17 protein-coding genes and 2 pseudogenes are annotated in these 20,373 nt (G+C 62.9%); 16 read left to right on the forward strand and 3 right to left on the reverse strand.

What is annotated here, in order from left to right; all coding sequences use genetic code 11:
• Positions 1–597, reverse strand: a complete 597-nt coding sequence (locus AC1M2H_RS12495; protein ID WP_480151566.1) for a cysteine dioxygenase family protein — start codon at positions 595–597, stop codon at positions 1–3.
• Positions 598–727: 130 nt separating this feature from the next.
• On the opposite strand from AC1M2H_RS12495, the gene AC1M2H_RS12500 reads away from it, so the two are divergent.
• From AC1M2H_RS12500 to AC1M2H_RS12530, 7 genes are all read left to right on the forward strand, one after another.
• On the forward strand, positions 728–1,621 hold the full coding sequence (locus AC1M2H_RS12500; RefSeq protein WP_480151567.1) for a LysR family transcriptional regulator: 894 nt from the start codon (positions 728–730) through the stop codon (positions 1,619–1,621).
• Positions 1,622–1,764: 143 nt separating this feature from the next.
• The gene (locus AC1M2H_RS12505; protein WP_480151568.1) at positions 1,765–2,850 is read left to right on the forward strand and encodes an LLM class flavin-dependent oxidoreductase; all 1,086 of its coding nucleotides are present in this window, start codon (positions 1,765–1,767) and stop codon (positions 2,848–2,850) included.
• Between the two features lie 71 nt (positions 2,851–2,921).
• Complete coding sequence (locus AC1M2H_RS12510; RefSeq protein ID WP_480151922.1) at positions 2,922–4,010, forward strand: acyl-CoA dehydrogenase family protein; 1,089 nt, start codon at positions 2,922–2,924, stop codon at positions 4,008–4,010.
• Between the two features lie 11 nt (positions 4,011–4,021).
• The gene (locus AC1M2H_RS12515) at positions 4,022–4,996 is read left to right on the forward strand and encodes an ABC transporter substrate-binding protein (protein WP_480151569.1); all 975 of its coding nucleotides are present in this window, start codon (positions 4,022–4,024) and stop codon (positions 4,994–4,996) included.
• A complete protein-coding gene (locus tag AC1M2H_RS12520; protein WP_480151570.1) occupies positions 4,993–6,030 on the forward strand; it encodes an ABC transporter substrate-binding protein in 1,038 nt (345 codons plus the stop codon). The genes AC1M2H_RS12515 and AC1M2H_RS12520 overlap by 4 nt, the downstream gene beginning before the upstream one ends.
• Positions 6,011–7,003: an ABC transporter permease gene (locus AC1M2H_RS12525; RefSeq protein ID WP_480151571.1), complete on the forward strand. Its 993-nt coding sequence runs from the start codon at positions 6,011–6,013 to the stop codon at positions 7,001–7,003. Before AC1M2H_RS12520 ends, AC1M2H_RS12525 begins: the two co-directional genes overlap by 20 nt.
• Positions 6,997–7,773: an ABC transporter ATP-binding protein gene (locus tag AC1M2H_RS12530; protein WP_480151572.1), complete on the forward strand. Its 777-nt coding sequence runs from the start codon at positions 6,997–6,999 to the stop codon at positions 7,771–7,773. Before AC1M2H_RS12525 ends, AC1M2H_RS12530 begins: the two co-directional genes overlap by 7 nt.
• Positions 7,774–7,835: 62 nt before the next feature.
• Here the strand turns inward: AC1M2H_RS12530 and AC1M2H_RS12535 are convergent, their stop codons facing one another.
• Entirely contained in the window at positions 7,836–9,998 is a 2,163-nt protein-coding gene (locus AC1M2H_RS12535) for a TonB-dependent siderophore receptor (RefSeq protein WP_480151573.1), read from the reverse strand.
• A 427-nt stretch (positions 9,999–10,425) separates the two neighbouring features.
• On the opposite strand from AC1M2H_RS12535, the gene AC1M2H_RS12540 reads away from it, so the two are divergent.
• The 8 genes and pseudogenes from AC1M2H_RS12540 to AC1M2H_RS12575 all read left to right on the forward strand — a co-directional run bounded on the left by AC1M2H_RS12540 (position 10,426) and on the right by AC1M2H_RS12575 (position 17,579).
• A complete protein-coding gene (locus AC1M2H_RS12540; RefSeq protein ID WP_480151574.1) occupies positions 10,426–11,247 on the forward strand; it encodes an ABC transporter ATP-binding protein in 822 nt (273 codons plus the stop codon).
• Positions 11,244–12,263: a FecCD family ABC transporter permease gene (locus AC1M2H_RS12545; protein WP_480151575.1), complete on the forward strand. Its 1,020-nt coding sequence runs from the start codon at positions 11,244–11,246 to the stop codon at positions 12,261–12,263. The genes AC1M2H_RS12540 and AC1M2H_RS12545 overlap by 4 nt, the downstream gene beginning before the upstream one ends.
• The gene (locus tag AC1M2H_RS12550) at positions 12,260–13,312 is read left to right on the forward strand and encodes a FecCD family ABC transporter permease (RefSeq protein WP_480151576.1); all 1,053 of its coding nucleotides are present in this window, start codon (positions 12,260–12,262) and stop codon (positions 13,310–13,312) included. Before AC1M2H_RS12545 ends, AC1M2H_RS12550 begins: the two co-directional genes overlap by 4 nt.
• Positions 13,302–14,281: pseudogene (locus AC1M2H_RS12555) on the forward strand (iron-siderophore ABC transporter substrate-binding protein). Before AC1M2H_RS12550 ends, AC1M2H_RS12555 begins: the two are co-directional and overlap by 11 nt.
• Positions 14,278–15,177, forward strand: a complete 900-nt coding sequence (locus tag AC1M2H_RS12560; RefSeq protein ID WP_480151577.1) for a MurR/RpiR family transcriptional regulator — start codon at positions 14,278–14,280, stop codon at positions 15,175–15,177. Before AC1M2H_RS12555 ends, AC1M2H_RS12560 begins: the two are co-directional and overlap by 4 nt.
• A 95-nt stretch (positions 15,178–15,272) precedes the next feature.
• Positions 15,273–16,040 carry a basic amino acid ABC transporter substrate-binding protein gene (locus tag AC1M2H_RS12565; protein WP_480151578.1) on the forward strand — a complete coding sequence of 256 codons (768 nt, stop codon included), beginning with the start codon at positions 15,273–15,275 and terminating at the stop codon, positions 16,038–16,040.
• A 66-nt stretch (positions 16,041–16,106) separates the two neighbouring features.
• Entirely contained in the window at positions 16,107–16,871 is a 765-nt protein-coding gene (locus tag AC1M2H_RS12570; protein ID WP_480151579.1) for an amino acid ABC transporter permease, read from the forward strand.
• Positions 16,858–17,579: pseudogene (locus AC1M2H_RS12575) on the forward strand (amino acid ABC transporter ATP-binding protein). Before AC1M2H_RS12570 ends, AC1M2H_RS12575 begins: the two are co-directional and overlap by 14 nt.
• Before the next feature lie 27 nt (positions 17,580–17,606).
• On the opposite strand, the gene AC1M2H_RS12580 reads toward AC1M2H_RS12575, so the two are convergent.
• Entirely contained in the window at positions 17,607–18,815 is a 1,209-nt protein-coding gene (locus tag AC1M2H_RS12580; RefSeq protein ID WP_480151580.1) for an MFS transporter, read from the reverse strand.
• A 292-nt stretch (positions 18,816–19,107) separates the two neighbouring features.
• Between AC1M2H_RS12580 and AC1M2H_RS12585 the strand changes: the two genes are divergently transcribed.
• Complete coding sequence (locus AC1M2H_RS12585) at positions 19,108–20,274, forward strand: M20 aminoacylase family protein (RefSeq protein ID WP_480151581.1); 1,167 nt, start codon at positions 19,108–19,110, stop codon at positions 20,272–20,274.
• Positions 20,275–20,373: the final 99 nt, after the last annotated feature.

Consider the following 20,373-nt stretch of genomic DNA (forward strand, 5'->3'; position numbering starts at 1 on the left):
TTAATTATCCTTAGAGAGATCCCAGATATTGGGTAAATGGCGGTTGGAGTAGCCGGAGATAAAGGGTTTGCTGAGTCCTTCCGGGGTATACACGGCACGCCTGACGGCGCCGATATTGCCGCCGTAAACGTGGATGCTGATCGACACCCGATCCGCCAGCGCGTTGCTGACCCGATGAATATCGCCGTCGCGAGCGGAGACTTTCTCGACTTCACCGGCGGAGAGCCGCTGCGCGATACCGTCAGCAACCGGCGTTCCGCTGTCGTCGAGGCGGTAGCGCTGATTCTCTTCCGCCCCGCGCAGCATGCCGATGGCGCCCCACACCCGGTGGTCGTGGATCGGCGTCGATTGCCCCGGTCCCCAGACGAAGCTGACGATCGAAAAGCGCTGTCCGGAGTCGGCGTGCAGCAGATACTGCTGATAGTGGTGGGGATGCGGCAGGGTGTACTCTTCGGGCAGCCAGTCATCCTGTTTCACCAGCTGTGCCAGCCGTTGCGCCACCGCATCCAGCAGCGCGGATTGATGGCTGAACTGGCGGTGCAGGGCATCAACCTCTTGAATAAAATCACGTAATTTTTCCAGTCGTGGTGCGGTCATGAGCGGTTCCTGTCAGAGGGGCTGGTCATTACGCTAACAAAGGCGTTAATATTATTTAAATGCAATTTACGCATATATTAATATGCAAAATAAACATTAAGAGTCTGGCGAGACCGACTCTAAGGAACCTATGCGCATTGACGACATCGACGCCCTGTTAGCCACCGTGCAGTTCTCCTCCCTGAATCAGGCGGCGGAATACCTGGGCATTACCCAGTCGGCGATCACCCGGCGTTTACAGCGTCTGGAACAAACGCTCAACGTGACCCTGCTGGAGCGGCAGACCCGGCCGCTGACCCTGACCGCCGCCGGGCACCGCGTCTACGAGCAGTGCCTGACCATCAAACGGGAAACCAAAAAGCTCTACGGGCTGCTGGACCCGGAGGCGGAGCCGCGCGGCGTTCTGCGCCTTGGCCTGCCGCAGAGCGTGGCGGAAATCGCCCTCCAGCCGGCGCTGACGGCGCTGCGCCAGCAGTTCCCGCACCTCCAGCCGCAGGTGACCTGCGGCTGGAGCGGCCAGCTGCAGAAGCGTCTGGAGAGCGTCGAGCTTGACGGCGTGTTGGCGATGGGGCCGGCGCAGCAGGCCTTCGCGGAGGGCTACAGCGGGCGGCTGCTGTGCCCGCTGGATATCGTGGTGATTGCCGGTAAGAGCCTGCGCCTCTCCGCCGGGGCGCTGCGGGACTGCGCGGCGCAGGGCTGGGTGCTCAATCCCGACGGCTGCGGGCTGCGGGCGGGATTGATCCGCGAGCTGCAGGCTCAGGGGCTGCGGCTGCAGCTGAATACCGAGACCGCGGGGGCCCAGCTGCAGATTGGCCTGGTGGCGCAGGGGCTGGGATTGGGCATCGTGCCCCGCGCGGCGCTGGCGGCCAGCCCGTGGCGGGATGAGATTAGCGTCCTGGCGCTGGCCGATTTCCAGCCCGCGGTCTGCTTATGGCAAATCAGCGCGCAGAATCTGGCTAATCTCCAGCAGCCGCTTACTTTTTTTGCCGCTAAAATTGTCCAGCAGCTGGCCTCATCTGACTGAAAAATAGTGATAATTTATCTAAATGCTAATTAAGCATATTAAGATATGATAAAAATGCATTTTGTTCATTAACTCCGCGTGTATAGGGTTACGACAGGCGCCGCCGCTGCGGCCAACCGTTCCCCTGACGCAAGGAGTTGTTTATGAGCATTCAGTTTCTCGGCATGATTGGCCACCGCCTCTCATCCGAAACGATCGCCCCGGCAGGGCCGATTTTTGACCGCGACTATATCGTGCGTTTTGCCCAGGCTCACGAGGCCGCCGGGTTTGACCGTCTGCTGGTGGGGCATTGGTCCGATCAGCCCGACGGCTTTCTGGTCACCGCGCTGGCGGGACTGTCGACGCAAAAAATCAGCTTCCTGCTCGCTCACCGCCCGGGATTCGTCTCGCCAACCCTCGCCGCGCGTAAATTCGCCACCCTTGAACATCTGCTCGGCGGCCGCCTCGCGGTACACATCATCAGCGGCGGCAACGACGCCGAACAGCGCCGGGACGGCGACTTTCTTAATCACGATCAGCGCTATGCGCGCACCGACGCCTTCCTCGAGACGGTACGCAAAATCTGGACCGCGGAGCTGCCGGTCGATATCGCCAACGATTATTACCAGGCCGAGCAGGCGTGGTCGGCGATTCGTCCGCTGCAAAAGCCGCATATTCCGCTCTATTTTGGCGGCTCTTCGGAGGCCGCTATTCGGGTGGCCGGTAAGCACGCCGACGTCTTTGCCCTGTGGGGGGAATCGCTGGCACAAACGCGGGAGACGATTCATCAGGTGCGTGCTGAAGCGGCCAGACATCAGCGCGAAATTGATTTCAGCGTCTCCTTCCGGCCGATTATCGCCGACAGCGAAGCCGAGGCCTGGGAAAAAGCCGAGCATATTTTACACGTCGCCACCGAGCGCGCGGCGCAGAGTGACGGCGGATTTAAGGCCAAGCCGGAGAGCGTCGGCGCCCAGCGCCTGCGGGCGACGGCGGAGCAGGGCAATGTGGTGGATAAGCGCCTGTGGACCGGTATTGCGAAGCTGGTGGGCGGCGGGCATAACTCCACCGCGCTGGTGGGGACGCCGGAACAGGTGGCCGACGCGCTGCTCGACTACTACGACCTCGGGGTGCACAACTTCCTGATCCGCGGCTTCGACCCGCTCAACGACGCGCAGGAGTACGGCAAGGCGCTGCTGCCGATCGCCCGTGAAAAGGCGGCGCTGCGGGCGGCAAAGGCTCGGGCGTCGTGAGCTATCCTCCCCAGGATCCGCCCCAGCCGGCGGCCAGCTGGCCGCAGCGGCTGACGGATATCCGCCGGCAGATGGCGGAACGGGCGGCAGAACTTGACCAGAGCGGAGAATTCCCCCGGCACAACCTCGATCTGCTGCGGCAGGAAGGCTTTCTGAGCCTGGCGACGCCGCGGCGCTACGGCGGCGCGCAGGCGGATCTCCCGCAGCTGCAGGAGGCGATTTCCGCCATCGCGTGGGGGGAACCGGCGACGGCGCTGATCGTCTGCATGCAGTATTTGCACCATCTGCGGCTGGCGGAGAGCGATGGCTGGGCGGAGCCACTGCGCGAACGGGTCTTCCGTGATGCCGTCGAACGCGGAGGCCTGATCAACAGCCTGCGGGTTGAACCCGAGCTCGGCTCCCCGGCGCGCGGCGGCCTGCCGCAAACCGTCGCCACCCGCACCGAACAGGGCTGGCGGCTCAACGGCCACAAGCTCTATACCACCGGCGTCGAGGGGCTGAGCTGGCTGGCGGTCTGGGCGCGCAGCGATGACCCCGACCCGCTGGTGGGAACCTGGCTGGTGCCGGCTGAAAGTGACGGTGTCACTGTTATTAAAAGCTGGGATCACGCGGGCATGCGCGCCACCGGCAGCCATGAAGCGATCTTCCTCAACGTGCTGCTGGCGCCGGAGAGCGCGGTGGAGACCTGGCCCGCGGCGACGCCGCCGGGGCCAAACGCCGAACAGACGAGGCTGTTTGCCAACCGCCACGCGGCGCTGCTGGCGGCCATTTACGACAGCGTCGCCCGCGCCGCGCGCGACTGGCTGCTGGGCTGGCTGCGTTCACGCATCCCGGGAGGCCTTGGGCAGCCGCTCAGCCAGCTGCCGCGGGTGCAGGAAAAAGTCGGGCAGATCGACAGCGCGCTGCTGACTAACCGCTGCCTGCTGCAGCGTGCAGCCGCGCTGGGGTTTACCGTCACTGAGGCCAATCTGGCGAAGGTGACCATCACCGACAACGCCATTTCGACGGTTAGCCTGGCGCTGGAGCTCACCGGCAATCACGGGCTCAGCCGCCGGCATCCTCTGGAGCGCCACTACCGCAACGTGCTGTGCGGGCGGGTGCACACGCCGCAGAACGACAGCGCCTGGCAGGCGGCGGGCAAACAGGCTTTTCAATTATAAGGATAATCACCATGCGCGAAAGAAAGAGACCCCCTTTAGCCGCGGCGCTAATGCTGCTGGCGCTGAGCGGCTATGCGGCGGCGCAGGAGCGCGTCACGCTGCGCATTGCCGATCAGAAGGGCGGTATGCGCTCGCAGCTTGAAGCCGCGAATGCGCTGCAAAATCTGAATTACGACATTAAGTGGGCGGAGTTTCCCGCCGCCGCGCCGCTGGCCGAGGCGCTGAACGCCGGCGCGGTTGATGCCGGGATTATCGGCGATGCGCCGCTGCTCTTCGCCCTCGCCAACGGCGCGCCGGTAAAAGCGATTGCCGTCGATAAGAGCAACCCCGCCGGCACCGCGGTGCTGGTCTCTCCGGGCAGCCCGCTGAAAAGCGCGGCGGACCTAAAGGGCAAACGCATCGCCACCGGGAAGGGGTCCATCGGCCACTTTGTCGCCCTCAAGGCGCTGGAGCAGGCGGGAATATCGCCCGGGGACGTGCAGTGGGTCTTCCTCGGCCCGGTTGATGCCAAAGTGGCCTTGCTCAACGGCTCGGTGGATGCCTGGGCGACCTGGGAGCCCTACACCACCCAGCTGGTGAAAACCGCCGAGGGGCAAATTCTGGTCAGCGGTAAGGGGCTGCTGCCCGGCAATACCTTCCTTGCGGCCACCGACGCCAGCCTTAAGGACCCGGCTAAACGGGCGGCGCTGCAGGACTTTCTGCATCGTCTGGCGGGAGCGGAGCGCTGGGCCTATGCCAATCTGGACAGCTACGGCAAAACCCTCGGCGAGATTATCCGCTTCCCGCCGGATATCGCCCGGGCGCAGTTCGCTTACCGACAATCGCAGTGGCAGCGCCTGGACTCGCGCATCGTCGCTCAGCAGCAGGCCACCGCCGATTTTTATCAGGCCAACGGGCTGATTCGCGCCAGGCTGGACGTTACGCCGACCTTTGATGACGGCTTTACCGTGCCTGCGCCAGCCGCTCAGCAGGAGACCACGCCATGATCGAGACCTCTTTTTCCCGCCGCCGTTTTCTTCAGCTGAGCGCCGGTACGGCGCTGGCGGCAGCGGCCTGGCCGCTGTGGGCGCACGATATGGCGGCGATGCCCGCCGAGGGCGAAAACCTGGCGCTGCGCCTGGCCGAACCCTACAAAATCAAGCTGGCGATCAACAAAAGCGCGGTGTGCCTTGCGCCGGTAGCGGTGGCCGAGCAGCAGAAGTTTTTCAGCAAGTACAACCTCGACGTCGAGTTCGTTAATTTTGGTAATTCCACCGACGTTCTGCTGGAGGCGATAGCCACCGGCAAGGCGGACGCCGGCGTCGGGATGGCGCTGCGCTGGCTGAAGGCGCTGGAGCAGGGATTTGACGTCAGGCTCACCGCCGGAACGCACGGCGGCTGCCTGAATCTGCTGACGGCAAAGAATTCGCCCTTTGGCGGCCTCGAGAGCTTAAAAGGGCAGACGATCGGGGTGACCGATATGGCCGGCCCGGATAAACACTTCTTCGCCATTTTGCTCAAGCGTCACGGGATCGATCCGCTCAGCGACGTGCAGTGGAAAGTGTATCCTGCCGATCTGCTGAGCGTGGCGCTCGATAAACGCGAGATTGCCGCCATCAGCGGCAGCGAACCCTTCAGCTACCGCCTGCTGGAGACCGGCAAGTATCAGCTGATCGCCAGCAATATGAGCAGGGATTACGCCAACCTAAGCTGCTGCGTGCTGGGGGTTAGCGGATCGCTGGCGCGGGACCACAGGCCGGCGGCCGCCGCGCTGACCCAGGCCATTCTGGAGGCGCACAGCTACGCTTCGGCCCACCCGCAAAGCGTGGCGCAGGCGTTTATGGCCCACGCGCTGAATACCAACGAGACCGAGGTCTCGGGGATCCTTCACGGCCAGGGCCACGGCCACCACGCCGTCGGCGAGGCGTTCGTCAAAGAGCTAACCCAGTACGCCATTGACCTGCAGCGGGTGCAGGTGATCAAGCCCGGGACCGATCCTCATCAGTTTGCGGAGAGTATTTATGCCAACGTATTCGCCTGAGCAGGCGCTGTCGCGGCCGCGGGCGGGCGGGGCGCTGTGGGCTGAGGGCGCGCTGGCCGCCGCGCTGTGGCTGGCGGGCGGATTTTTTACCCTCAGGTGGCCGGATGCCGGACGGCGCTGGCCCTACAGCGAAGGCTGGGCGATGGCGCAGTTCGCGATCGCCGGCGGGCTGCTGCTGGCGCTGAGCTACCGCTACTGGCGCCAGCGGGGCGGGCGACTGCAGCATGCCGGGAAATGGCTGGCGCTGCTGCCGGTGCTGTTCAGCCTTTGGGAGTGGCTGACGGCGAAATCCGCGATCCTGCCGGTACCATTTTTTGCTCCGCCGCAGGCGCTGATTGAAGTTCTGTTTGACGACTGGCCGCGCCTGCTCGATAGCCTGCTGCACTCGCTGGGCCTGCTGAGCCTCGGGGTGCTGCTCGGAACGTCCAGCGGCTTTATCAGCGGGCTGGCGATTGGCTGGTCGCAGCGCATCGGCTACTGGCTGCATCCGGTGCTGCGCCTGCTCGGGCCGGTGCCGTCGACGGCGCTGCTGCCGCTGTGCCTGTTTATCTTTCCTTCCAGCTTCGGGGCCAGCGTCTTTTTAATTGCCCTCAGCACCTGGTTTCCGGTCACCGTACTGACGTGGTCCGGGGTGATGAGCATCGACAAAGCCTGGTACGACGTGGCGCGCACGCTGGGGGCCAGCCAGCGTTTTCTGATCCTGCGGGTGGCCATTCCCGCCGCGCTGCCGAACGTATTCGTCGGGCTGTTTATGGGGTTAGGCGCCTCGTTTTCAGTGCTGATCGTCGCCGAGATGGTGGGCGTCAAATCGGGGATCGGCTTTTATCTGCAGTGGGCCCAGGGCTGGGCGGCCTATCCCAACATGTACGCCGCGCTGCTGGTGATGGCCTTTCTCTGTTCCGGCCTGATTAGCGGACTGTTTATCTTACGCGACCGGCTGCTGAGCTGGCAGCGAGGAGGCATGACATGGTAACGACCACGGCCACGTCGGCCGGTGCGGCCATCGACATCGCCCATCTGAGCCACGCCTTCGCGCTGGGCAGGCAGACGGTGCCGGTGCTGGAGAATATCAGCCTGCGGCTGCGCCCCGGAGAGAGCGTGGCGCTGCTGGGGCCGTCGGGCTGCGGTAAATCCACCCTGCTGCGGCTGCTGGCGGGGCTGGAAGCGCTGCAAAGCGGGCACGTGCAGATCGATGACCGCCGCATGGGGGCTCCGGGCCCGGAGCGGATCCTGGTGTTTCAGGACCCGACCCTCTATCCGTGGCTAACGGTGCGGCAAAACGTGCTGCTCGGGCCGCAGGCGCAGGGGAAAAAAGGGCTGGAGCCCAGGGCCGACGCGCTGATTGCCCGGATGGGGCTCGAAGCGTTTAGCGCCGCCTGGCCGCGTCAGCTCTCCGGCGGTATGGCCCAGCGGGCGGCGCTGGCGCGGGCGCTGCTCAACGAGCCGCGTCTGCTGCTGCTCGACGAACCCTTAGGCAAGCTGGATTCCCTGACGCGCATCGGCATGCAGCGCGAGCTGATCGCGCTCTGGCAGCAGCAGGGCTATACCAGCCTGCTGGTGACGCACGATATCGAAGAGGCGCTGCTGCTATGCGAAAGGGTATTGGTGATGTCGCCGCGCCCGGGGCGAATTATTGCCGAATTTACGCTGCCGCTGCCCTTTCCGCGCCATCGCGATAATCCGCAGCTGGTTCGCCATCGGCAGGACATTTTGCGCATCCTGGGCCAGGCGGAGGACTGGTAAGATTGGCGATGCGGCTTGTCTCCCGGCGGCAGCGCGCCTGTCCGCCGGGAGATGGTCAGCGCTTAAAAGTCCATCTTGACCGTAAACTGCACTTCGCGCGGGTCGCCAATCTGGTTACCCAGGTTATTGGTACCGATTGACGAGGTGTAGTAGGTCTTATCGAACAGGTTCTTCACGTTAACCTGCAGGGTGACCGGATACTGCAGCTTCATCTTATAGGCGGCGAACGCGTCCGCGACGCCGTACCCCGGCAGATAATAGTCCGCGCCGTTGGTGGCGGAACGTTTGCTGACCGCGTGCCCTCCGGCGCCGAGCGTCAGGGTATTGCCGGCATAGACGTTATGCACGTCATAGGTCATATACAGCGAACCGGTATGTTTTGGCACGTTTGGCATCGGCTTGCCGGCGTAGTCCGGATCGTCGAGCACCTTAGCGTCGGTATAGCCGTAGCTGGCGATGATGCTCAGGTTGTCGGTAAGCGACCCGGCCACGTCCATCTCCACGCCGCGCGAGCGCACCTTGCCCGCCGTTTTGGCAATGGTTTCATCCCCGACCGTTTCGCTGTACAGCACGTTACGCTTATCAATATCGAACAGGGCGATATTGGCGGTCACGCCGCTGAATAGCTCAAACTTGGCGCCCAGCTCGTAGGAGGTGGACTCTTCCGGCGGCAGGTTGCCGATATAGCTGGCGATGGACGACTGCGGCATAAACGACTGCGCCACGTTGCCGAACAGCGAGACGGTCGGCGTCAGCTTATAGACCAGGCCAAACTTCGGCGTCCACTTCTGGTCGCTGCTGTCGGTATTGACGTTGAACGGGCGTCCCTTGCCGGCGTACTGGGTGTAATACTGGTAGCGCACGCCGGCGACGGCGATCCAGCGGTCGTTCAGATAGAGCGCATCCTGCAGGTAGGCGGCGTAGCTCTCCTGCTGGATGCGCTGATCGCTGTCGGAGGCCGAGACGCTGGTGCATTTATCGACGGTGCCGTAGACCGGGTTGTAGATATTGAATCCCTTCACGTTCTTACAGCGGATCATGCCGGTGCGCAGGAGATCGTAGTTCTCGTAGGCGATACCGCTGAGGATCTCGTTGTAGAAGCCGCCAATCACCACGTCGCCCTGCAGATCGGCGCGGGTCGAGTGCATTTTCTGGGTTGAGCCGTGGGTGGCGTCAACGCGCCTTGTCAGGTCGCCGGTGGCCGAATCATAGGCCATGACCCGAGCCTGGTTATCGTTGTAGTGATCCTGGCTGTAGCTGTAGTCGAAGCGGGCGGTCCAGGCCTCGTTGAGCCGGTATTCGGCGTTCACCTGCGCCAGGTCGGAATAGCCGTCGGTAACGTTAAACGGTTCGTCAAAACGGGTTTTACGATCGACGTTAACGGCCTTTTTGGTCGTGAGATCGAAAATCGTCCCGCGATCGAACGGCGTATTGTAGTCGCGATGTGAGTACGCCACGTTCACCGTGGCGCGGTCGCCAAACCAGGTCAGGGAAGGGGCGATAAAGCTGCTCTTCTCTTTGCCAAAGCTGCGCCAGTAGTCTTCATTCTGATATTCGCCGATGACCCGGTACGCCAGGCGCGTTCCTTCGATGGGCCCGGTGACGTCAAACTGGCCGCTGCCGCCGCCAAAGCTGGTGGAGGTGGCCGAAATCGAGCCGCCGAAGGTTTTTTCCGGGCGTTTGGTCACTACGTTAATCAGCCCGCCGGGGTCGAGAATGCCGTACAGCGTCGAGGCCGGACCTTTCAGCACCTCCACGCGCTCGACGGCGGGGGTGAAGCTGCGCGGCAGAACGGTGCGCAGCCCGTTGGTCATAATGGAACCGTCGCGGTTGGCGCCGAAGCCCCGGCGGGTAAAGGCATCCTGGGTGCCGCCGAGGGTATTGGTCTGCACGACGTTGGCGACGTTATACAGCGCCTCGTCGAGCGTGGTGACGTGCTGATCTTCCAGCACCCGGTCGCTGACGGTGTTAACCACCTGCGGGATATCCAGCATCGGCATAGAGGTCAGCGTCGCGGCTGAGCTGCTGAGGGGCTGATAGCCGCTGGTGGCGTTCTGCTGCGTACCGTCCGCCACCACCGTAATGGTTTCGTCGGTGGCCTTTTTATCTTTTTCCGCTGCGGTTTCCGCCGCGATAATCCCCGGAGAGGTAAAGGAACCCAGGAAAATAAGTGAAAAAAGTGCACGCCCTTTCAATGTCGTGAAAGGGACAGTTGATTGCGTCATTTGTCTGTTTCTCGTGAACGAATCCGTCCCTTGCGGACAGATAAAGCCAATTAAATCATTGCCCTTAAAAATATTATCTATCCGTTATCCGCTATAATTCGCGTCCGGATATGTAATTGAGAATCATTCAATCACGTAGCCATGTAGTAGTAAATGTTATGTAAGATAAAAAAATTACGCTACTGAAAGCGACGCTTTGGCGCTGGTTTTGGTGATAAAAATGGCATTCATATGTTTGTTTATTATGGCTTTTATTAAGACGTTGTTGCCGCGTTATGCCGCAGGGTATGCCTTTTCACTACGGGAGAAACAGAGTATTGACTACTACATTCATTCACATCATGATCAAAAGAGAATGAGATGTATTTTTGTTTGAGTGCAGTACGTGCGGGCCTGACGCCACGCCGCTGCGGTGCAGGAGCGAGTTATGCCACAGCGGGTGATGCCTGCAGAGCAGGGGATTGTGCTGGATTCCCTGTCGGCCGGATACGGCCAGACCCTTATCGTCAACGATATTAATCTGACGATCCCCCACGGCAAAATGACGGTACTGGCCGGGGCCAACGGCTCCGGTAAATCCACGCTGCTATCGACTATCGCCCGCATGCTCAAACCGCTCGGTGGCTGCGTGCGCCTCGACGGCCAGGTTATTCATGAGCTGCCCACCCGGGAGGTATCGCGCCGGCTAGGAATATTGCCCCAGTCGCCGCTCACCCCGGAAGGGCTGACGGTCTTCGAGCTGGTCTCCCGCGGGCGCTATCCCTGGCAAGGGCTGATGCGCCAGTGGTCGGACGCCGACGAGCGGTCGGTGGAGGAGGCGCTGGCGCTGACCGGCACCGCCGGGTTCGCTCATCTGCCGGTGGACAGCCTCTCCGGCGGCCAGCGCCAGCGCTGCTGGATCGCGATGGCGCTGGCCCAGCAAACCGCCACTATCCTGCTCGATGAGCCGACCACCTGGCTCGATCTGCGCTATCAGGTTGATATTCTCGAACTGCTGCAGACCCTGACCCGCGAACACGGGCGCACGGTGGTCACCGTCCTGCACGATCTTAACTTTGCGGTGAATTATGCCGATACGCTGGTGTTTCTCAGACAGGGGCGCATCGCCGGGGTGATTGGCGAAAATGAAACCTGCACGCCGGAGCTGATTAAAACGGTGTTTGACGTTGACGTGCAGATGTCGCTGAACCCGCAAACCGGTAAACCGTTCTTTATGCCCTTTCGCGCCCGCCAGGCGGCCGGACAATGAGCTCCGGCGCGCTGATGATCCGGCGCCGACGCGCCCGGCCGCGGCTGGCCCTTGTGCTACTGAGCCTGCTGCTGGTCGGCGGCTCGCTGGTGCACCTCGGGCTGGGGGCGCGCTGGATTGCGCCGCAGACGATACTGCAGGCTCTGCTCCATTACGATCCGCGCGACTTTGACCAGCGAATTATTGTCGATTTACGCCTCGTGCGCCTGGCCGCCGCGCTGCTGACCGGCGCCGCGCTCGGTATCGCGGGCATGCTGCTGCAGACGGTGATTCGCAATCCGCTCGGCGAACCGCATATTCTGGGGCTCAATGCTGGCGCGTCGCTGGCGGTGGTGGCGACCTCGGCGCTGGGCCTCGGCGAAGCGGCGTTCGGCCGTCCGCTGACCGCCGCCTGCGGCGCGGGGCTGCTGTTTGGCGCGGTGATGCTGCTGGCCTCCTCCGGCCGCGGCGGCATGACGCCGCTGCGCATCACCCTGTGCGGGGTGGCGCTTTCGGCATTTGCGTCGGCGGTGACCGCGGCTGTCCTGATTCTCGATGAGCAAACGCTGCTGGCGATGCGCACGTGGCTGGCGGGCGATCTGGCCGGGCTGAAGTGGCAGACGCTGCGCGCGGCGCTGGTCCCGGCGCTGGGCGGGCTGCTGATTGCGTTGGCCATCGCCCCGCGGCTCAACGTGCTGGCTTTGGGGGATAAAGTCGCCCTCGGACTGGGGGTGAAGATCGGCCAAACCCGGCTGCTGGGGCTGGCCGCGATCGCGTTGCTGTGCGGTTCGGCGGTCGCCGTTGCCGGGCCGATCGGCTTTGTCGGCCTCGTGGTTCCGCACGTGGTGCGGCGGCTGATTACCGAGGATGTTCGCCTGGCGCTGCCGCTGGCGGCGCCGGTGGGCGCCCTGGTGCTGGTGCTGGCGGATATTGCGGCGCGTACCCTGGTAGCGCCTCAGGAGCTGGCGACCGGGGCGATGACCGCCCTGGTGGGGGCGCCGCTGTTTATCTTTATTGCCGCGAGATTCTTTAAATGAAAAGCGCCGCACGTCGCGCCGGATTCCGCCCGCTGGCTGTCGGGAGTCGTCATATTCTGCTGCGCCCGGCGGCGCTGAAGATAGCCGCCGCGCTGTTCGCCGTGATGGCGATCCTCGGCGCGTTTGCCCTGACGCGCGGCAGTTTTCCGCTGCCTTCCGCAACCGTGCTGCGGGCGCTGCTGGATGCGGAGAGCGTCAGCGGCCAACAGCGCTTTATTCTGTTCGATATCCGCCTGCCGCGGCTGTTTATGGCGCTGCTGTGCGGGGCGATGCTGGGGATGGCCGGCGCGGCGATGCAGAGCATCACCCGTAACGGACTGGCGGACCCGGGGCTTATCGGCGTCAAGGAGGGGGCCAGCGTGGTGGTGCTGACGCTGATCCTGTTCTTCCCGGCGACCGCGCTGGCGTGGCGGCCGCTGGCGGGAATGGCCGGCGGCGTGCTGGTGGCGCTGCTGGTGCTGGCCCTGGCGCGCGACTGCTCGCGGCCGCGCTTTATCCTGATCGGTATCGGCGTCTCCTGGACTCTGGCCGCGGCGGTCGGCATTTTTATGACCACCGCCGACGTCCGCGACGTGCAGACGGCGATGATCTGGCTGGCGGGCAGCCTGCACGCCGCGACCTGGCCGCTGCTGGCGGTCGCCTTCTGCTGGGCGCTGCCCGGCGCGCTGATCCTGTTTCTTACCGCCCGGGCGGCGGACGTGGCGCTGCTCGGCGACCGCACGGCGATTGGCCTCGGCGTCCGGCTGCAGCAGCTAACGCTGCTGCGCTTTTTTGCCCCGGTTCTCCTGACCTCCGCCAGCGTCTCCTGCGTGGGCAGCCTCGGCTTCGTTGGCCTGATGGCGCCGCATATGGCGCGCTTTCTGCTGCGCGGCGGCCAGGTCTCTCTGCTGTGCGGCAGCGCGCTGGTTGGCGCTTTGCTGGTATTAGTGACCGACACCCTCGGGCGGGTGGCCTTTGCGCCGCTGCAGATCCCGGCCGGGATTGTGATAGCCCTGGTGGGGTGTCCGTTTTTTATTCTGCTGCTGTGGCGTCGTCGTGATGCCCTGTAACTCTGAAGGATTGCTATGCGTTGGTTAGTTCCTCTGCTGCTTTGCGTGGCCGGTACCGCCGGTGCCGCCGCGGGTCAGACGCAAAAATTTACCGATGATTTAGGTCGGGTGGTGAACGTGCCGCTGCATCCGCAGCGGATTGTCTCGATGCACGATCTGGATATCACGATCCCGCTGATTGAGCTCGGCGTGCCGCCGGTCGCCAGCCACGGACGGACGCGCCCGGACGGCAGCCACTACCTGCGCTCCAGCGCCCAGCTTACCGGCGTCGATTTTGATAACAGCGATATTCAGTTTATCGGCACCGCGGATATCGACCTGGAAGCGGTGGCCGCGGCTAAGCCGGACCTGATTATTACCGAGCCGAGCCGCCATGTCTCCGTAGAACAGCTGGAGAAGATAGCCCCGACGGTAAGCATCGACCATCTGCAGGGCAGCGCGCCGCGCATTTACGCGAAGCTGGCGCAGCTCACCGGCTCCGAAGCGCGCCTGGCGGTGCTTGAGCGGCGCTATCGGGAGCAGATTAAGCAGCTGAAGGCCGCGGTCGATACGCAGAAGATTACCGTCTCGGTGATTCAGGCCAACGGCGGCAAAGTGACGGTTCACCATGCGTATCACGCCCTGGGGCGCGTGCTGCGCGACGCCGGCTTCCGCTTCCCGCCGCTGATTGAGCGTATTCCCGACGGCCAGCGCATCGACGTCAGCGCCGAGCGGCTGCCGGAGCTGGATGCCGATTTCGTCTTTGCGACCTGGCGCTCCGATACCGGCGGCAAGCCGCAGGACGAGCTGCAGGCGATGGAAGCCGTGATGCCAGGCTGGTGCGACTTTATGCGCGCCTGCCGCAGCGGGCGCTATATCCTGCTGCCGCGCGAGGACGTGATTTCCAACTCCTTCGCCGCGCTGAGCCTGATGGCGGCCGAAGTGCAGTCGCATATTGCCGGACGGCCGCTGCCGGCGGGGCTGAAATGAAAACGCCGCTGAAGCGTGAGAAAGGGCGGGTTGACCTGTTTGGCGACCGTTTTCGCGCCCGGGCGCATCAGCTCTCGCCGCGCCTGCTGGCGGTGGTCAGCTATATCAACGACAATCGCGAGGTGGTGCTCGAGCGCACGGCGATGGAGATTGCCACCGCCACCCACACCTCCGACGCCACGGTGGTCAGGGCCATCCAGGCGCTGGGCTTTGCCGGGCTGCGCGAGCTGAAGCAGACCATGGAGCGCTGGTTCGGCCCGTCGATTACCTCCTCGGAGAAAATGCTCTCGACCGTCAATGCGCTCTCTACCGACGTCAATTCGAGCATCGATTTTGTGCTCGAAGGGCACCAGCGCGCCTGCGAGGTGCTCTCCCGCACGGATAACCGCGCGGCGGTAGCCCAGGCGGTGGCCCTGCTGGCCGACGCGCGCCAGGTGGCGCTTTTCGGCATCGGCGCGTCGGGGATCCTGGCGGAGTATACCGCCAGGCTGTTCAGCCGCATTGGCCTGCCGTCTTACGTCCTGAACCGCACCGGTTTTAGCCTCGCCGAGCAGCTGATCGGCCTGCAGCGCGGCGACGTGCTGATCATGATGGGGCAAAAATCCCCCCATCGCGAAGGCATGACCACCCTGCGCGAGGCCCGGCGGCTCGGCATTCCAACGATTCTGCTAACCCAGGCGGTCGATTCCCGCTTCAGCCAGGAGGCGCAGGTGGTTATCGAGGTGCCGCGCGGCGGCGATAACGGCCGGGTGCCGCTGCACGGAACGGTGCTGGTGTGCCTGGAAATGATGGTGCTGTCGGTGGCCTCTACCGCTCCGCAAAAAACCATGAAATCGATGAAGCGCATCAACGAGCTGCACAAAGCGATCGGTAAATCCGGCGGTAAGCGCGGCTAAGAGCCAGATAAATCACCGCAGCCGAGGTTTGTGGTTGCATGCCATGCTGAGTGTGTGTATTTTTATGCAAAATAAATGCATAAAAAGGAACGATCATGGTTAAGAAGTGGATGAAAGCGTGCTGCCTGATGGCGGCAATGATTGGCACCGCCCAGGCGGCGCAGCAAACCTACGTCGTCGGCTCGGGCGGAACCTATCGCCCGTTCGAATACGAAAATAGCCAGAAGCAGCTGGAAGGTTTTGATATCGACATCATCAAAGCGATCGCTAAGGCGGAAAACTTTGATATCAAGCTGGTCAACACGCCGTGGGAGGGGATCTTCGCCACCCTGAACACCGGCGATCGCGACATTATCATCTCCGGGATCACCATTACCGATAAGCGTAAGCAGATGGTGGATTTTTCCGCGCCGTACTTCCCGGCCGAGCAGTCGATCGTGGTGCCAGCGGATTCGAAAGTGACCTCGCTGGCGGCGCTGAAGAGCGAGAAGGTCGGGGTGGTGAACTCCAGCACCGGCGATATCGTAGTCTCCGACGTGCTGGGTAAAAACAGCACCGCCATTAAGCGCTTCGACAACACGCCGCTGATGCTGCAGGAGCTGTTTGAAGACGGCGTGAGCGCGGCGGTAGGCGACGTTGGGGTGGTGAAATACTACATCAAGCAGCACCCGGAGAAGCAGTTCAAGCTGGTGCCGGACGCCAAATTTGAGCGCCAGTATTTCGGCATCGCGGTGGCCAAGGGCAACAGCGAGCTGCAGGCGAAAATCAACGCCGGCCTGCAGAAAATCGTCGCGGACGGTACCTACGCCAAAATCTATAAAACCTGGTTCGACGACAACGTACCGACGCTGCCAGCGCAATAAGATCCGTTTTTTGTCTTCATCACGGCTATCGGCTTTGACGATAGCCGTATTTTTTAGGGAAGGGTTATGACGGGATTCCGTTGGGAGATTATCGAGGAGTACGGTCCGCTGTTTATGGACGGCGCCTTGATGACCATTAAATGCACCATTATTTGCGTGATCCTCGGCACCTTGTGGGGTTTGACCCTCGGGCTGGGGCGAATGGCGAAGGCCGAGCACGGGGTGTGGAAATACGTTCTGCGCTACCTGGTACAGTTTCCGGTGCGCTTCTACGTCAGCGCATTTCGCGGCACGCCGCTGTTCGTACAAATCATGGTGGTGCACTTCGCGCTGGTGCCGCTGTTTATCAACCCGCGCGACGGCCTGCTGGTGACCGGCGGCATGATGAGCGCCGACTTTGCCCGCGAGCTGCGCTCTAACTACGGCGCGTTTCTCTCCTGCGTGGTGGCAATAACGCTGAACGCCGGGGCCTACGTCTCGGAAATTTTCCGCGCCGGGATCCAGTCTATCGATAAAGGGCAGATGGAGGCCTCCCGCGCGCTGGGGATGCCGTGGTGGAAAACCATGCGCCAGGTGATTCTGCCGCAGGCGTTTCGCCGCATTCTGCCGCCGCTGGGCAACAACGCCATCGCGATCGTTAAGGACTCCTCGCTGGCGTCGGCGATTGGTCTTGCCGACCTGGCCTACGCCGCGCGCACCGTCTCCGGCGCCTATGCCACCTACTGGGAACCCTACCTGACGATCTCGCTGATCTACTGGGTAATTACCTTCCTGCTGGCACAGCTGGTTAACCGTCTGGAAAAGAGGTTTGGCAAAAGTGATTCACATTAACAATCTGCACAAACGCTTCGGTGACAGCCACGTCCTGCGTGGCATCAGCTGCGATATTCAGCCCCAGGAAGTGGTGTGCATCATCGGCCCGTCGGGCTCCGGGAAAAGCACCTTCCTGCGCTGCATGAACGCGCTGGAAACCGTCAGCGAAGGCGAAGTTGAGGTCAACGGCTTTGCCGTCCACGACCGCGCCACCGACCTGAATAAGATGCGTGAAAGCGTCGGCATGGTCTTTCAGCGCTTCAACCTGTTCCCGCATATGACGGTGCTGGAAAATCTGATCATGGCGCCGATGAACCTGCGCGGCATGGCCCGCCAGGCGGCGGTTACGTTGGCGGAAGAGCTGCTGGCAAAGGTGGGACTGAGCGATAAGCGCGACGCCTGGCCTTCCAGCCTCTCCGGCGGCCAGCAGCAGCGGGTGGCGATTGCTCGCGCGCTGGCGATGAAGCCGTCGATCATGCTGTTCGATGAGCCGACCTCGGCGCTCGACCCCGAGCTGGAGGCGACGTGCTGGCGGTGATGAAAAATCTCGCCAGCGAAGGGATGACGATGGTGATTGTGACCCATGAGATGGGCTTTGCCCGCGAGGTTGCCGACCGGGTTATCTTTATCGACGGCGGAATTATTCAGGAACAGGGCCGGCCGGAGCAGATCTTTAGCGCCCCGGGCAACCCGCGTACCGCCGCATTCCTCAGCAAGGTGCTGTAAGCCAAAGCGGCCGGGATGGCCGCTTTATCATCCTGCCGCTTCGCTCGCTTCCTCTGCTTCCTCGATGGCCGCTTCGCGCGCGTTGGCCAGCAGCGTTTTTTCACTCTTACCCAGGCTCTGAATCAGCAGGAACAGCAGGCCGCTGGCGAAGAGGGTGATTATCAGGCCGTCATATCCCGAAACGCCGATCGCCAGGCTGCTGACCACCGGCCCGGCAACGCTGCCCGCCGACCAGAAGAACCCGAGCAGCGCGTTTATCATGATCAGCTTCTGCCCGGAGAAGGTCTTACCGGCGCGCACCAGCGACAGGGTATAGAGCGCGCCCGCCGCCGCCCCGAGCACCAGGCAGCCGGCAATCAGCTGAATGCGCGAGCCGAGCAGGAAAGGCAGCGCCAGCAGGGCGAGGCAGAACACCAGCGCGCAGCTGAGGTGCACGCGGCGGATGCCAAACTTATCGGCAACCCAGCCCAGCGGCGCCTGAAATAGCGCATCGCCGGTCAGCACCACCGTCACCAGCAGCACCGCCATCGACTCGTTTAGCCCCTTATCCATGCCGTACAGCGGCAGCAGCGCCAGGATGCTGGCATCGAAGAAGGAAAAGCAGAATACGCCGGAGGCCAGAACCGGCAAAAATGCGCCGAGGCTGCGCCAGCTGGCGCGTTCGGCGAGGCTCTCGCGGCTGCCGCCCGGCAGGTGGCGCAGCATAAACAGGCACAGGGCGGTGAGAGCGCAGATCGCCAGCAGCGTCCATGACTGATAGTCGGGGCCGGCGGAGATGAGCAGCGGCCCGGCCAGCTGGCAGCCGGTAAAGGCCGAAGCGTAAATCCCGGTCAGGGCGGCGCGATTTTTCCCCGCCGCGCCGCCGGTGATCCAGCTCTCACCCAGCACGATAATCACCCCCGAGGCGAGGCCGGTCAGAAAGCGCGGTAGCAGGAGCTGGGTCAGATCGACGGTCAGGCAGGAGGCTATCGTCGCCAGGGCCAGCAGGATCAGGCTCGCGCTGAGCAGTACGCCCATCTCAAAACGGCGGCACAGCATGGGAGAAAGGAAGGAGGAGAGCATCATGCCCGCCGGCGGCAGCGCGGCCAGCAGGCCAACATAGACGGTGTCAATTTGCTGCTGCGCCAGCTCAAGGCTGATAAGCGGCACCGTATAGCCGGTGATAAAACCGACCAGCGAGGCGGCCATGATCATCGCCAGCGTGGGCGCCAGGCGATTGTGGTCTGGGTTAAACATTTTATTCCCGATAACGGAAGTCAACAGGTGGATAATCTGGCGAATTGCCAACAGCCCTGCATATTAGTTAATCATATGGCTTCTGTCACCGTTGAAATGGCTACCATTAATTGAGAAGAGGGCCGCGCCGCTCGCCAAAGGCCGCCGGGCGGACGTTTAGCGAGAGTTGTCAGCGCGCGGGCGAAAGGATATAACTCATAGAGCAGCCCGGCGCTCGCGGGGCGCATGGATAAAATGCATACCGATAACAACCCTCGCTCAGCGCTGATGCTGTGCAGGAAAGGAGTACGACATGGCAGTATCGCCTTCATCCATCGCCGAGGCTATTGGCTGGCGACGCGATTTTCATGCTCACCCTGAACTGGGCTACCAGGAACAGAAAACCTCCCGTCGCGTCGCCGAACTGCTGGCCTCGTTTGGCCTGCAGGTGCATACGGGGCTGGCGGGAACGGGGGTGGTGGCGACCCTGGAGAACGGCCCTGGTCCGGTTATTGGCCTGCGCGCCGATATGGACGCTCTGCCGATTACCGAACTCGGCGAGGTCAGCTACAAATCCCGCAATCCCGGCGTGATGCACGCCTGCGGCCACGACGGCCATACCGCAATGCTGCTGGCCGCGGCGGCGCATCTGGCACGGACCCGTCGCTTTCGCGGCACGGTGCATTTTGTCTTTCAGCCGGCGGAGGAGAACCTCGGCGGCGCGCGCAAAATGGTCGAAGAGGGGCTGTTTACCCTGTTTCCGATGGACGCCATCTACGCCCTGCACAACTGGCCGGGGCTCCCGCTGGGGCAGGTGGCGCTTAACAGCGGCGCGATGATGGCCTCCCTCGATGCCTTCGAAATCACCCTGACCGGCAAAAGCTGCCACGCGGCGATGCCGGAGAGCGGGGCCGATCCGATCGTCGCCGCCGCGCAGCTTATCATGGCGCTGCAGACGATCCCGTCGCGCCGCCTGTCGCCGCAGGAGTCGGCGGTGGTTAGCATTACGCAGATTAGCGGCGGGGAGGCGATCAACGTTCTGCCGGATAAAGTGGTGCTGCGCGGCACCTTCCGCTGCCTGAGCAATCCGGTTCGCGAGCGGGTTAAAGGGCTGATTGAGCGCTACGTGGCGACGCAGCCGCAGGTCTCCGACGTGCAGGGGGAGATTCTCTGGTATCCCGGCTATCCGGTCACCCGCAACCATCCGGCGCAGGCCCTGAGCGTGCGCGACGCGGCGGTTGCTGCGCTGGGCGAGTCGGCGGTGAACGCCGAGGTCAGTCCGTCAATGGCTTCGGAAGATTTTGCCTGCATGCTGGAAGCCTGTCCCGGCGCCTATTTCTGGATCGGTACCGATGGCGAGACGCCGTCAAAACCGCTGCATAACGCCGGCTATGATTTCAACGACGACCTGATCGAGCCCGGGGTGCTGATGTGGACGGCGCTGGTGGAAAAGCTGCTGCCGCCGGACAGGTTTGAGTGACAACGTAACAAATTAAGTTACGGGCGCCGGTTCGTTGCGATGTCGTCACTGCTGACGATGACGAGCGGCCCGACGCGCCGGCGGGCGGCGCGAAGGAAG

This window comes from Klebsiella sp. F11 (assembly GCF_056712265.1).